The sequence below is a fragment of the Larkinella arboricola genome, assembly GCF_003259745.1.
GTDB classification, from domain to species: Bacteria; Bacteroidota; Bacteroidia; order Cytophagales; family Spirosomataceae; genus Larkinella; species Larkinella arboricola.
Map to the genome: position 1 here is coordinate 1011981 of NZ_QLMC01000002.1, position 14622 is coordinate 1026602.

Annotated in this window: 8 protein-coding genes; 3 read left to right on the forward strand and 5 right to left on the reverse strand. The window is 53.9% G+C overall.

What is annotated here, in order from left to right; all coding sequences use genetic code 11:
- Positions 1 to 8: 8 nt before the first annotated feature.
- Positions 9 to 920, reverse strand: coding sequence for a cation diffusion facilitator family transporter (locus tag LX87_RS11270; protein WP_111628288.1), 912 nt, complete (start codon positions 918 to 920; stop codon positions 9 to 11).
- A gap of 215 nt (positions 921 to 1135) precedes the next feature.
- Here LX87_RS11270 and LX87_RS29365 point away from each other — a divergent pair, with 215 nt between their 5' ends.
- Together LX87_RS29365 and LX87_RS11280 are read left to right on the forward strand one after the other, a co-directional pair.
- A complete protein-coding gene (locus LX87_RS29365) occupies positions 1136 to 1246 on the forward strand; it encodes a twin-arginine translocation signal domain-containing protein (protein ID WP_374755121.1) in 111 nt (36 codons plus the stop codon).
- Positions 1228 to 2952: a thiamine pyrophosphate-dependent enzyme gene (locus LX87_RS11280; RefSeq protein WP_211325294.1), complete on the forward strand. Its 1725-nt coding sequence runs from the start codon at positions 1228 to 1230 to the stop codon at positions 2950 to 2952. The genes LX87_RS29365 and LX87_RS11280 overlap by 19 nt, the downstream gene beginning before the upstream one ends.
- 48 nt (positions 2953 to 3000) lie before the next feature.
- On the opposite strand, the gene LX87_RS11285 is transcribed toward LX87_RS11280, so the two are convergent.
- From LX87_RS11285 to LX87_RS11300, 4 genes are all read right to left on the reverse strand, one after another.
- Complete coding sequence (locus LX87_RS11285; protein ID WP_111628290.1) at positions 3001 to 4404, reverse strand: glycoside hydrolase family 140 protein; 1404 nt, start codon at positions 4402 to 4404, stop codon at positions 3001 to 3003.
- Between the two features lie 197 nt (positions 4405 to 4601).
- Positions 4602 to 5492, reverse strand: coding sequence for a cupin-like domain-containing protein (locus tag LX87_RS11290; protein WP_111628291.1), 891 nt, complete (start codon positions 5490 to 5492; stop codon positions 4602 to 4604).
- A gap of 220 nt (positions 5493 to 5712) precedes the next feature.
- A complete protein-coding gene (locus LX87_RS11295) occupies positions 5713 to 7341 on the reverse strand; it encodes an NADP-dependent glyceraldehyde-3-phosphate dehydrogenase (protein ID WP_111628292.1) in 1629 nt (542 codons plus the stop codon).
- Between the two features lie 270 nt (positions 7342 to 7611).
- The gene (locus LX87_RS11300) at positions 7612 to 10017 is read right to left on the reverse strand and encodes a beta-galactosidase (protein WP_170139345.1); all 2406 of its coding nucleotides are present in this window, start codon (positions 10015 to 10017) and stop codon (positions 7612 to 7614) included.
- 1218 nt (positions 10018 to 11235) lie between these two features.
- Between LX87_RS11300 and LX87_RS11315 the strand changes: the two genes are divergently transcribed.
- Complete coding sequence (locus LX87_RS11315; protein ID WP_111628296.1) at positions 11236 to 14583, forward strand: PAS domain S-box protein; 3348 nt, start codon at positions 11236 to 11238, stop codon at positions 14581 to 14583.
- The last annotated feature ends 39 nt before the right edge of the window (positions 14584 to 14622 follow it).

The window sequence follows — 14622 nt, forward strand, 5'->3', positions numbered from 1 at the left end:
GGATTTTTTTATACCGGATCAGGTAAACGGGCCGGTTCGATGAAAACCTGCCGGATGGTTGGTTCGGCGGCCTGAAGGGTTTGCCGAAGCCGGGTGATGCCTTCCGCAATGGCTTCGGTTTTCAGGTCCGGCTGAAAAACCACCCGCTGAATCAGCACAATCTGCTCCGGCCCCATCTGAAAGGTTAACGTTTGCAACAACGTCATAACGTCTGGGTCAGCCTCCGTCAGCGCAGCGGTTTTTTGAACAATCGCCGGGTCAGCGCCCTCTCCCATCAGCAAACTCCGGCTTTCGCGGGCCAGTAAGATGGATACCGCCGTCAGCAGGAGGCCAATCAGAATCGAAGCCGCTCCGTCGAGGTACGGGTTATTCAGCTGATGCCCCAGAAATACGCCCAGAAACGCCAGAACCAGCCCGATTACGTCGGAAGCATCCTCAAACAGCACCACAAACGTTGCGGGGTCCTTGCTGGTTTTCACCGCCGACCAGAACGGCTGACTTCCCCGCTGCGCATTAAAGGCCTTCACGGCCGTCACCAGCGACGTCGTGTCCAGCACAATCGCGATACCCAGCACAATGTAATTCCACTGCGCATTTTCGATCGGGTTGGGATGTTGCCAATGAGTGATGCCTTCGTAGAACGAGACGCCCCCGCCAACGGCAAAAATCAGCACCGAAACCACATACGACCAGAAATAAAGCTCCCGGCCATAGCCAAACGGCCGCTTCTCATCGGCGGGTTTCTGACTCCGGTTCATCCCCAGCAGCAACAGCACTTCGTTGAGCGTATCGACCAGCGAGTGAATTCCTTCGGAAACCATCGCCGAACTACCGGTTACACCGGCGGCAATAAATTTAGTAACGGCAATGGCCAGATTCGCCCCCAAAGCCGTGTAGATTGCTGTTTTTGTTGATGCCATACCCGCTGAACCGTTTTCAAAACCGTATGTTTGTCTCTCTCCTCCACACAGGCCAAATCCTTATTTTTCTGGCGGAGCAAGACCCCTTCAGCACGTTTGTCAAACCCTCCTGATCCGTTTCATTCGGTCGTAGCAACGGCTTATCAAGTTCTTTTTAACCGATACCATCCCTCTTTTAGTAAACCGGTCTTCGTTGCCCGTTATCCTCTTTTTCAATAGAATCTGCCAACCGATCCTCCCGCAGAGAGTTTATGAAGAAGGCCGCCGGTTCAGGCGCGGTCGCATTTTCCGCAACCCGTATTTTTCTATGGAAACAGAGCAGCTAGTACAAACCGCCCAGACTGGCGTTATGACAACCGCCGATCCCGCCCAAACCACCGCCGACATCCTGATCGACAAGCTGATTGCCTGGCAGGTCGAAGTGGTGTTTGGTTTAATCGGCGACGGGATCAATCCCATCATGGAAGCCCTCCGCAAACGGCAGGACAAGATCAAATTCATTGCCGTACGACACGAAGAAGCAGGGGCCTTCATGGCCGCGGGCTACGCCAAATACACCGGCAAGCTGGGTGTTTGCCTGGGCACGTCCGGTCCCGGCGCGGTCCACCTGATGAACGGCTTGTGGGATGCTGCGATGGAAAATACGCCCGTGCTGGCCATTACCGGCGCTCCGTTTCACGACCTGCTGGGTACGCAGTACGTCCAGGAAGTAGACACGGTTTCGATGGTAAAAGACATTGCCGTCTACAACGTCATGATCAACGGTCCGCAGCAGGCCCAGACCGTGGTAGACCTGGCCTGCCGAACCGCCCTGACTACGCCCGGCGTAGCGCATCTGGCAATTGCCAAGGATATCCAGAAAAAGCCGTTGTCGGAAGACAAAGCGTCCAAAGACGGCGAAAACCTGCGGGCCTCTTCAACCTACATGCCGCGCATCGAAACACCCGTTACGGGCGAACTGGATGCGACAGCTGCCCTGCTGAACGCGGGTAACAAGGTGATGATTCTGGCCGGACGCGGGGCGCTGGCGGCCCGCGCCGAAGTGGAACAGGTGGCCGAAAAACTCGGGGCGCCCGTGGCGAAGGCCCTGCTGGGTAAAGCCCTGCTCCCCGACGATTCGCCCTACACCACCGGCGGCATTGGTCATCTGGGAACGCTACCCTCCAAGCAGATGATGGAAGAGTGTGATACGCTCCTGATTCTGGGCAGCAACATGCCGTACGTGGATTTTTACCCCAAAGACGGGCGCGCCCGGGCCGTGCAGATTGACCGCGACCCCAAGCGCATCGGGCTCCGGTATCCGGTCGAAATCGGAATCAACGGCGACGTGCAGGCCACGTTAAAAGCCCTTCTGCCGAAACTTCAGGCTAAAACCGACCGGAGTTTTCTGCAACTGGCCCAGCAGCGCATGGCCGACTGGCGGAAAACCATCGCCCAGGTGGAAAACGAAGACGCCAAGCTCATTAAGCCCCAGTTTCTGGTTGCGGAGGTGAGCAGGTTACTGAACGACGATGCCGTCATTGCCATCGATACCGGCGCTCATACGGTCTTCACGGCCCGGCACTGGCAGATTCGTCCGAATCAGAAAGTGGCGGTTTCGGGAAATCTGGCGACAATGGCCCCGGGGTTGCCGTACACGATAGCGGCCCAACTGGCGTATCCCGGTCGGCAGTGTGTGGCGATGGTGGGCGACGGCGGCTTTACGATGCTGATGGGCGAAATGGTAACCGCCGTTCGCTACAACCTGCCCGTAAAAGTGGTGGTGTTCAAGAACAATAGCCTGTCGATGGATTACTACGAACAGGAAGCCCTCGGCTATCCCGTCTACGGCGCGGATCTGACCTCCATTGATTTTGCCAAAGTAGCCGAAGCCTGTGGGGCGGAAGGATACCGCTGCACCCAAAAGGACGAAGTTACCTCCACGCTGACCAGCGCCTTCGCGTCGAACCGGCCCGCCGTCATTGAAGTGCTCGTAGACCCCGATCAGGCCCCGGCGGCTCCCGACAAAGTGGCGCAAAACAAATTTGAATAACCGTTTCTTATCGACAGGCTATTCGTGAATAGCCTGTTATAAAAACCGTTACTGGGCGGCCACGGGCATGGCGAAGTTTTTGGCGGCATCGTCCACAATCAGTACCCAATCCTGACCATAGCCCGTCGTGGGTGGTTTCATCGACTGACGGCCCTGGTTGGCAAACGTGCCCGCCGGTTTTACCTCCCCCTTGCGTGGATCAAACCAGTACGTTTTCACCTCTTTTCCGGAAATCCGGCCCAGTTGCAGTGTAAACGGTTTTCCGGCTGCGGTATACACAAAGGCGTAATCCTTGCCCCGCGTGGCCTGAATCCGCTCGGCCGGAACGTAATTATTCTCAGCAATCAGCGACTGATCGGGCACCCGGTCCAGCAGCGGCCGCGATTCCATCAGCCGCCGGACAAACTGCATCTGGCTGGCTCCCGGCAGGTTCAGGGCGTCGTACCAGGCAAAATGCGGGCCGTTGACGGGTTCTTTGCCCGGCGAATACATCTGCCAGATGTCGTGGCAACCGTACGTGTGGCCGTGCGCTCCGGCAAATAAATCCAGGTACGCGTATTTCCGCACATCGTAGGCGTTGGAGGTGCCCAGATCCTGTACATTGAAACAAACCGGGTGGTCTTCGTAAATCGGTTCGGCGTCGATCACGGGTTTGGCCGGTGTTCGGTTATACACAAAGGCGATCTTGTCGTGCGTGGGTGTATCACGGCAATGCCCGTTCTGGAGCATGTTAAAATCCAGCCAGTTGTCGTTGTGAAACCAGTGCGACGAGCCGCCCATTTCCAGCGCGTTGGGCTGCGGGTGAAAACTCATCAGGGCCTTGTCGTTCCCACCCACTCCTTCGGCCACGCCCTCGGCCATCGCCCGCCAGACGGCCACATCGTCTGAGTTTTCGCGCGGGGTGCGGTCACCGCCCAGCACCCAGACAATATTATCCCGGTCTTTGTAGCGGTTACCCATCCAGCGGCCAAACGCGCGGGCATTGGCGGTGTTGAAAATTTCCGGGCCTTTTCCCCAGGTCGATTTGTTGAGCTTGTCGCCCCAGGTGGGCAGCAGTGCCACCACCATACCGTTTTCGGCGGCTTTTCCGATGATGTAATCGACGTGTTTGAAATAGGCTTCGTTAGGCTGGGCCGGATCGTTGTTCTGCAATGGCCTCTCCCCCAGCGCGTTCGGATCATTCAAGCCATCGAGTTCTGCCAGAGCCACCGCCTGCACAACCGTAAAGCCCTGTTCGGCCCGGCGTTTGAGATACCGGTCGGCATCTTCGCGGTTCAGCCGGTGAAAAAGCTCCCAGGCCGTGTCGCCCAGCCAGAAAAACGGCGTACCGTCCTGATGCACCAGATACCGTTTGTTGTCGGAAACCCGCAGACGACCGTGCGAAAAAGGTTTCTGGGCATACGAGAGCCAATTTGCCAGCAGCAGACCGGCCAGAATCATCCAGCGTTTCATAAAGGGAGTAGGAAGTAACCGTTTTTACCAAGTACAGTAGAGTAGAGTATTGTCGGCCTGAAGGTAGGCGATTTTTGAAATTCTATCAACCAGGCAGGATAAATTATGAGTTAAGACAACAAAAAAGGTACGCTCAACCACCTACCCGGTTTATCAGCGTACCTTATTTTTCTGTCTATGTGCTCCACCCCTGCTTTCTACAGCACCAGTTCCTCCGGTCGGCTGAACTGCCTGATGGCTTCGTTCGCGTTCTCAAACGCCTTGCGGTTTTTGTATTCAAACCAGGGCCTGGTAAAGTATTTCTTCATGAAGTTGTCGATTCGCATTTCGCCGAGCAGATTCCAGGCCCCCTGAGCCCGTTTCAGCCACGACTCGTTGAGCACCCGGAGCGCCAGGGCGTACCCACCGTCGATGTACTCGATGTAGTGCCAGTAACCGGCTGGAATATAGATCGTTTCGCCATAATCCAGTGTACATTCGTAGCCTTTGACGTGCTGCAAACCCGGGTATTTTTCGTAATCGGGGTTGTTGACGTTTGTATACGTAATCACCGAAAACGGCAAGCGGTACAACAGAGGTGTGTATTCGGGAGCAAACAGAACCACGCGCTTACGCCCCACAAACTGCGTCAGAAAGACGTGCGACATATCGATGTCGTAGTGCATGTGCACAATGGACCCGGCTCCGCCGTAGAACATAAACGGCAGGTTCATCATAAACCCGTCCACGAGATCCGGCTTCAGAATGTCGTTCTTCAGCGACGGAATGTGCTTGAAAATATTGAAGAGGAAAATCCGCAGTTCAACTTTTTCGTTGGAGGCAATCTTGTCGAGGTATTCCCCGAAATTCATGCGCTCATCCACAAACATGGTGCTTTTGTCGGGGTCGGCGGGTTTGTTGTTGTATAAATCCACGGTCAGGTGTCCGGCCCGTTCCTTCAGTTTTTCGAAAGACCAGTTTTGGTAGGCGGGCCAGTCGTGGCAAAAATCCTTAATGACGGCGGGCTTGTGTTTTTTGAAGTATTCCTGTTGAAAAAGGCCCTTATCGACTTTGGAAACGCGATCGATCGGTAATAATTCTATAGCCATATCGATAATCAGTGTGGTTTACAACTAAAATTCACAGCAGTTAACACGCTAAAATTACCTAAGGGTTCACACAAGTAGCGGAAAATATGACTAGAAATGCATTAAAACAAGGTTAAAACTATCCAAAAAACAAAAACGAACCCGCTGCCCAAAATCCGGCCTCTGAAAATGACCGGACAGTGGACTAGCGGGTTGAGGGTCAGCACCTGAGCGTCGGTGATCAGAACACGAAATGAGTCGATAAAAACTCGGACTGATGCTGCTCCACAATGGTGTTCAGGATCGTTTTGTTGGGGTCAGTATCCTTGGTTGCCACCACGGTCCGGATCGAGAACGAACGCAGGGCATCTTCCACCGACAGCGTTCCTTCCGCCGAATCTTTCCGACCCGTGAACGGGAACGTATCCGGCCCGCGCTGGCACTGGGCGTTGATGTTGACCCGGCTTACCTGGTTGACCAGCTGATCGACCAGGGTGGCAATCTGCGCGGTTTCCGTCCCGAAAATGCTGACCTGCTGGCCGTGATCGGCGTTGATGATATACCGAATCGGTTCCTCAATGTCGTCGAACGGAACCACCGGCACGACGGGACCAAACTGTTCCTCGCGGTAGAGCTTCATACCTTCTTTAACCGGATACACCAGCGCCGGAAAAACAAACGACTCGACAGCGGTGCCGCCCCCTTCGTTCAGCACGCGGGCGCCCTGCCCGGCGGCATCGCGCAGGCATTCGTCCAGGTACGCCGGTTTGCCGGGTTCGGGCAGTGGTGTCACCTGAGCGCCTTTGTCCCAGGGCATTCCGGGTTTGAGTTTGTTCAGTTCTTCGCCAAACCGTTGCAGGAAAGCATCCGCCAGCGAGCGATGTACCCACAGAATTTTGAGGGCCGTACACCGCTGCCCGTTGAACGACATGCTGCCCAGCATGCATTCCTTAACCGTCAGTTCAATGTCGGCATCGGGCAGGATCACGGCCGCGTTTTTGGCATCGAGGCTCAGCACGGCCCGCAGCCGGTTGCTTTTGGGGTGCATTTTCTTCAGGCTATCGGCCACCCGGCTGGAGCCAATCAGGGCCAGCACGTTGATTTTCCCGGACTTCATCAGGGTTGGTACCACGGTGGCACCCCGCCCGTAGACGGTATTGACAACGCCCTTCGGAAACGAAGTCTGGAAGGCTTCGAGCAGCGGATGGTGCAGCAGCGTGCCGTGTTTCGGCGGCTTGAACAATACCGTATTGCCCATCAGAATGGCCGGAATCAGGGTCGTGTAGGTTTCGTTGAGCGGGTAATTGAATGGCCCCATGCACAGCACCACGCCCAGCGGAGAACGCCGGATTTGCCCAATGATGCCTTCTTCAATCCGAAACCGCGAACCGGCCCGGTCAAGGTCCTTGAAGGCGTCGATGGTGTCGGAAATGTACTGCACGGTGCGGTCAAATTCCTTAATCGAATCGCCCAGCGTTTTGCCAATTTCCCACATCAACAGGTTAACCACTTCTTTTTTCTGCTCCACCATTTTGCTCACGAAGCGTTCCATGCACCGGATACGGGCCGTTACCGACATGGTCGGCCATTCGCCCCGCCCGTTGTCATACGCCCGCACGGCGGCATCGAGGGCGTCGAGGGCTTCCTGGTCGTCTGCCGGAAGCGGGTAACTGCCGATCACTTTCCGGACCAGTCCTTCGGCCGTCCGAACATATACGGGGGAGAGAACTTCCTGCGTGGGGCCGTCCCAGGAACGGATTTCGCCATCAACCAAATAGTCCCGCTGATGCAGGGGGGTAATCCGGAATTCGTCCGGAATCTGATCTTCGGTCGGAAACAAGCTTTCCAGCTGCTGCGATAATTGCGTCATACGATCAATATAGAAATGGTAATGATTGCGAATTAATCGATACAAAAAAACCGTCCTTACCAAAGCAGGCCGGTCGATACGCGTACGAAGTCGATGAAGAGAAGATGGTCCTGATGTTCTGAATCAGGCACGCAAAAGTATGGAAACTGTTGCTAATCGACGCAAATGATGGAAATGAAAAATTGATTAAAATCAGCTTCTGGCCCTTTTCGGTTTAAAAAGGCCGAAACAGTCCGAAAGTTCGGGCTGTTTCTGAAAATCAGATACTCCCTATTTCTTCAGCACGTTCACCGTAACGGTCTGCTGCCCGCTCTCCACCCGCAGAATCAGGATTCCGGCCGGTTGGCTGCCAACGCCGAACTGCTGGTTCTCAATAGCCCGGGCGGCTTCAACCAGCCGGTGATGAATCACCCGACCGCGGATGTCGGTGAGCTGGTAGCGAACGGCTTTGCCTTCGGCGCCCTGTAGACCCACCTGTACCTGGTCATCGACCGGGTTGCCCCAAACCGTTACCTTCAATGGCGGCTTCTGTTCAGCCGACAGGCGGGCCGACGACGGACAGGTCAGCATCCTGGGCGCGTATTTCAGGGTGTAGTTGCTGTTCAGAATTTTGGCGCTGATCTCATGGGGCCGGTTGTCTTTCAGGCTCTCCGGGGTTGTAAAACGGTAGGCATGACTGCCATTTCCTTTGCCAGCCGCTACCAGATCGGGCCGGTTAATATTGGCCTCGGCTGTGCCGATTGGCTGACCGTCGGCGAAGAATTCTACGGTCAGGGGCGTATTGGGCTTATCACGGTCCCAGACCCACCCCCGAATGGTTCCGCACTCCACCTTATCGAGAAAACCCTCAAAATTGCCGGTCACAACAACCGGCCCCGGCTCCCCGGGTTCTTCGCCACCCGGTTGCGGCTGCGGACTCGTCTTCACTCGAATGGCAAACTTATCGATCACCGAAGCACCGTCGTTATCCGTTGCCGTGGCCACCACAACCATGTGAACCTCCGCCATTGGCGTTCCGGTAATGCGGTTTGTCGTACCATTATAGGTTAACCCACCCTTCAGGCCACTGACTTCCAGTTTGACAATGGTACCGTCCGAATCCTGAAAATGTTGTTTGCCCAGGGCCAGACTGAACGGTTTGCCAACCGGAATGTTCATATCCGGAAACGGCTGTATAACCGTCGGGGGCTGGTTTTCAACCGGCTGCGACGGATCGGCTTCTTCGTCCAGCAGATCTTCAACCAGGGTTACGTTCACGGGCTTTTTTCCTGATTTGTTGTACTGCTCCGTCCAGCGGATGCTGATGGGCGCGTAGAAATCCCGGAGTATTTCGGAAAGTGTATAGCTGATGGTGCTGCCGGTCTGTACCTGCGTCACCGGTTTGTCGAGTAAACCGGCATCCAGCACCTTCCTGACCAAAGCCGTCAGCACCGGCCGGGCCGCATCACTGCCGAAATTGGCCAGCGTAATCATCGAAGCACCGTGTTCGAGACACTCCTGTACCTGCGCAAAATACGTGTTAATGGATACCGACTTGTGGAACATACCGTCCACGGCGTTGATCATGAAGGCCCCCGGTTTCAGGTTGCTCCGGACTACATCCATCGAAAACCGGTGATTATAGTCCGGGCCGTCGTTAAACTTCAAACCGTCGGCGTTCTGATTCAGGCTTTTAAATCCGGCCGTTCCCCGCAGGCCACTCAGCCGGTCCCAAACGGCTCCATGCTGATTCACAACCCGGATAGCACCATCGACCGACCGGATTGTCTGGGTCATGTCATTCAGAAACGTTTCGAGCAGCCGGTGCCGAAAGATATACCAGTCTTTTCCCTGACGATTGGCCATATAAACGCTGAACGGATCGCCGGTACTGCCGGTTGGCGGGTTAACGGCATTCCAGTCGCCATAACGGGTTCCCCAGCGGCTGTTTAGCTGGGTCAGCGTAAACCGCGCCCGCAGCCACTCCCGGAACGCGTTTTTCATCGAATTGCTGTAGTCAAACCCGATGGGTCCTTTCAGATTTTCTTTGGTATATACGGGCGAAAACTCGGCTTCCAGCGCCGGAGAGGACACCACCGATATAAACAGCAATTGATTCTGCTGCTGTAAATAGTGATACCGTTTGGTACATTCCTCCACAAAGTCTTTTGCCGATTCGATGGCGGGCTGGTGGGCAAAACTCACCTGAACGTTTCCGATACCGGTTGTCCGGGTTCCATCGGACGCCACCATCGTTTCGTTTTCCGACCAGAAACCGCCCAGACGCGAGTTTTCCCGCCCTACAAAAAGGCGCAGCGCGATTTTCAGGCCCAGCCGCTGCGCCGTCTGAATGTGGGAGTCTACCACGGTCCAGTTGGGCGTGCTCTGGCGGGTCGGATACACCATATCCCAGTTGATCGTAATTTCAACCGCATTACAGCCCGCAGCAGCCGAATGGGCAATGCGTTCGTCGTCTATTTTCGGATCGGTTTCAAAATTAAAGATCGTCACGCCCAGAAACCGCTTCTGGTTGACGGGAGCCAGCCCGCTGGAGACGGTATGGGGTTGGCTGGCCGTCGGCATGACCGGAGCGGCCTGGCTGCCAATTGACAGAAAACTGAAGCCAAAGAAGAGCGCAAGGTGAAGAAGTACTAACGGTTTGTTTTCCATTTCGTTGCGTTGACAATCAATGTACATACTAGTATAGTACTCAATCAGCCTGACCCGGCTCCGCATCCAGGCAATCTTTACAAACCGTTCTAACCGAACGGTTTTGCAGCCTCCGGGATGGCTACCCCTGATCGTCCGCACTCAGGAAGGAATCAACTTTTCAACGTCCAGAACGCCACCGTCAAACCGCTCTACCCATCCGGACAATCTCACGAATGCCTGATAACCACTCACTAACACTTCGTCAGCAAGATATTCACAAACCCGAGAAAGCCAGTCCCGCAGGATTGGTTTCTGGCACAGCAGGATTTGATTTTCAAGCCGGTATCCGTCCGTTTCAGCAGACTATTCCGCCATAATGCGCCGGTAGATGGCGCATTTGATTTTAAAATGCCGCCCCGGAAAAGCATTTCATTTATTCTATTGCTCATGAATTGCAGCCCGGTCTCCTTTATACGCATTCGTTTCCGTTGGTCCGGTTGCAAAACAAACCATCCTTTCTCAATTTTCATGATCCGGCGCGTAGGGATCGGTAGGCGGTCACGATCCTTCCGAGGATGGTTGAAGAGGTTATTCATTCGCCCCGGGCCCGAATGAATAACTGGCTCTCATTTATATTCTATTTTTCCGAGATCACAGCTCCTTTCATTTTCGCCCTTCGCTTCTTCCTATTCTCCAAACAAACCTACATAAACGTATAAAACGTATAGACTTGTGCGATCACGCAATAGCGGTAATTAGTCACCATACATCCGATGCTCATAGGAGTTGATTCGGATAACGTTTTTGTAACCCCCGAAAATGAAATAGTAACTTTTTAGGTTCCGGCTCCGGCTTAGGTACGGAATTTGCATTTCCTACTCATTAGAAAAGATATTGTATTCCGTTTCTGTCTGTAACCGGCCTTGACAAAGACGAACAAATCACCATAAATGCCGTTTCTTTTATCAGACAATGAGTTATCCCAACCCATCATGAGAAGCATTTTTAGTTCGATTCCTGCGTTCTGATGGCTCATTCTTTCAACGGTGTCTGTTAAAGACAGGCAGATGGACAGACGCTAACCCGGTACAGCGGGTATCCAGCGCCCGTTTAAATCCATCCATTAAGTCCGGGTTGACTTGTAAACTCTTTGTTACCGGGAACCATGGTTCGGTGTACGATATGTTTTTTTAGCCCTCTCGCTTGTAGGGAACTTAATTTGAACACGTGTATTGACGAAATACACCCTTTATCCGGTTTAGTATGGACAAACTATTGCAGGTTTTATTTAGTGCTTCTCCTCAGGGTGTAGCCTTTGTTGAACCTATTCGCAATGGCCAGCAGGAAATTACTGATTTCCAGTACCGGATGGTCAACCGCGCTTTTTCGCAAATCCTCCGACAACCCGAAGAAAAACTGATCGGCCAGCCCGTAAACGCGTTTCTTCTGGTAACGGAAGACCATTTTCTGGTGCGTATAGCGGATGTCCTCCAAACGGGACAACCGCAGCAGGTTACCGTCGAGCTTCGCCCAAAAGGTCATCGTACATGGCTCTACGTGACCTTAACCCCACTGGATAATCAGGTAATGATCACGTTACAGGACATTTCCGAGCAGAAAAAAACCGAACGGGAACTGCAACGGCGGCTGGAAATGGAGTCCATCATTTCGTCAATTTCGGCTCGGCTGATTAACATCGATGCCGCCGATCTGGATACCTATCTCGTCGAAGCACTGGGCCGGGTGGCAACCTACAACGGCGCCGACCGGGCTTCGATTTTCACCTTTTCGACGGACCGGAAATATGGGAACTGCACCCACGAATGGTGTGCCCCCGGCATTACCCCCCGAAAAGAACACCTGCAAAATCTGCCGGTTAACAACCAGGACTGGCTGCACGACCAGTTGGCAACTGAACGCGTTCTCCAGCTCGACGGCTCCAAACTGCCCCCCGAAGCCGTTGCGGAAGGCGCTCTTTTTAATATTATCCCCATGCGGTCGTTGATGATCTTTCCGTTGACGCGGGACGAAAACACGACGAGCTACATTGGATTTTACGCCATCCGGCAATTCCAGACCTGGGATGAGAACGACATTTCGCTGCTGCAAACGTTCAGTTCACTGATTGGCACCGTACAAAAACGGCTTAAACAGGAAAGCGACACCCGGCGCATCAACGAGCGTCTGGCCGGCTTGCACGTCATCGATCAGGCCCTGCTCAGCCCCGGTTCGTCCGAATACCCTTCCCTGTTGCTGGCCATGCGGCACATCAACGCCCTGGTTCCCTGCGAACGGTTAACCCTGTTCCGGATCGATCAGGGAACGGGACTGGCCACCGCCGAATACCGGATTGCAAACGGACTGACCATACCGAAGCCCAACCTGTCGTTTCCAATCCACTACTTTACGAGTCCGTTTTTTCCCGACCATCAGCCGGTATATTTATTTGACCTGCAACCGGACACGCCCGGTATTCCGCCGGAGCTGAATTTTTACGGGCAGGGATACCAGTCCCTGCTGGTGATGCCGCTGCATAGTCGTCAGAAGTGTATCGGTATTTTTACCATGACCTCGGCAAAGCCGTCTTTCTTTACGGAGGAGTACCTGGATATTGCCCAGGAAGTGGCCAGCCAGTTAGCCATCGCTTTGTATCAGCAACAGCTCGATGAGCAGCTCTGGAATTATACCGAGGAACTCGAACAACGGGTGGCGGCCCGCACCCGGACCATTACGGAATTATCGACGCTCCAGCAAGCCATTCTCAGGCATGCCGGTCAGGCCATTCTATCGACCGATCAGAACGGTGTGATCCGTACAGCGAATCGGGCCTGCGAAAAACTAATAGGGTATCAGGCCGACGAACTGATCGGACGCGTTACGTACGTTCAGCCCGGCCCCATCGACAACCCGGTTCCTTTCGTATCCTTCCAGCATCCGGTAGATGGAAACAAAACGCCGAATTACTTCGCAGCCACAATCGCTGGCGATGGCTTTTTCAATACCGAGTGCGTTGTGATGGGTAAAAATGGCCAGCATGTTCCTGTTCTTCTGGTTACAACCCCCCTTCAGGACGAAGACGGTGTAGTCATCGGGTATGTCGGTATTGCCACGGATATTTCCGCGCTGAAAGCCGCCGAAGCAAACCTCCAGCAGAAAAACCGGGAATTTAACACCTTTTTTACCGGAGCGCTGGATATGCACTGCATTTCCGACACGCAGGGCAATCTGTTGAAAACCAACCGGGCCTTTCAACTGGCACTCGGTTATTCGGAGGCCGAACTGATGGCGATTCCGTTTCTGTATCTGCTGCACCGCGACGAGCAGAAATTTGTTTTCCAGAACCTGCTGACCAATATTCTTCACCAACCTATTCGTAACCAGATTAACCGGTTTCGCAAAAAAGACGGCACATACCGCATCGTGGAATGGAACGCCATCGGAATCGATAACCTGGTGTATGGTTCTGCCCGCGACATCACCGAACGGCAGCAGGCCCAGGAGGCTTTGCGGGAAAGCGAACAGCGGTTTCGCGAGATTGCCGAGAACGTAGACGAGGTATTCTGGATTCACTCCATCGAGCCGTTTGAATTATTATACATCAATTCGGCCTATGAACGCGTGTTTGGTATTGATCCTGAGCAGGTTACGTACGGAGATATGTCGTTCCTCGATACGGTTCTACAGGAAGACCGGCCGATGGTGATGGCCGAGTTTGCCAAATACCGTCAGGGACAGGAGGTCAGCATTCAGTGTCGGGTGAAAGGCGACCGCACGGAGATCCGCTGGCTCCAGATCCGAACGTTTGTCTCGAAAGACTGCTGGGGCAATCCATCGCGTTATATTGGCATCGTCAGTGACATTTCCAGTCAGAAGGAAACCGAGTTTATTCTGAAAAAATCCCTGCAACGGGAGCAGGAACTGAACCAGCTCAAATCCCAGTTTGTGGCAACGGCTTCGCACGAGTTCCGGACCCCGCTGACGGCCATCCAGACCAGTATCGATCTGATTCAGTTGTATCTGGAACAGCCCCCCGCTACCGCCCGGCCCTTCATTGAAGATAAACTGGGTATTATCCAGCAACAGATTCAGAATGTAAACGGCCTGCTTTCGGATTTGCTGAGTATCGGCAAAATCGAAGCGGGTAAAATTGCCTTCATTCCCCGTTATGTGGATGTTGTGTCGGTTTGTAAGGAGGTGGTCAGCGATTATTTTAGCCATCAGCCCGACGGACGCTCCGTTCAGATTTCGGTAGAAGGAACGCCCTTCCACGCATTCCTTGACGAGAAGCTGATCCGGCACATTCTGACTAACCTGCTGTCCAATGCCTTTAAATTTTCAAAGGAAGACCCGCATCTGGTGATCCAGTTTGAACCGGACGAGCTGGTTATTAAGGTCATCGACAAAGGAATTGGCATCCCCGCCAGCGATATTCCGGCCTTGTTCCAGACGTTTTTCCGGGCCCGCAACACCGAAGCCATTCAGGGCACGGGGCTGGGGCTGGTCATTGCCCGGCAATTTGTGGAGCTTCACGGCGGCACGCTGGGTGTGCAGAGTACCGAATCAATAGGAACAACGTTTACCATCCGATTACCCATTGAACCAACCCAATAAAGGCTACCACCCGAACGTGTTAACCCATTTCCACATTTT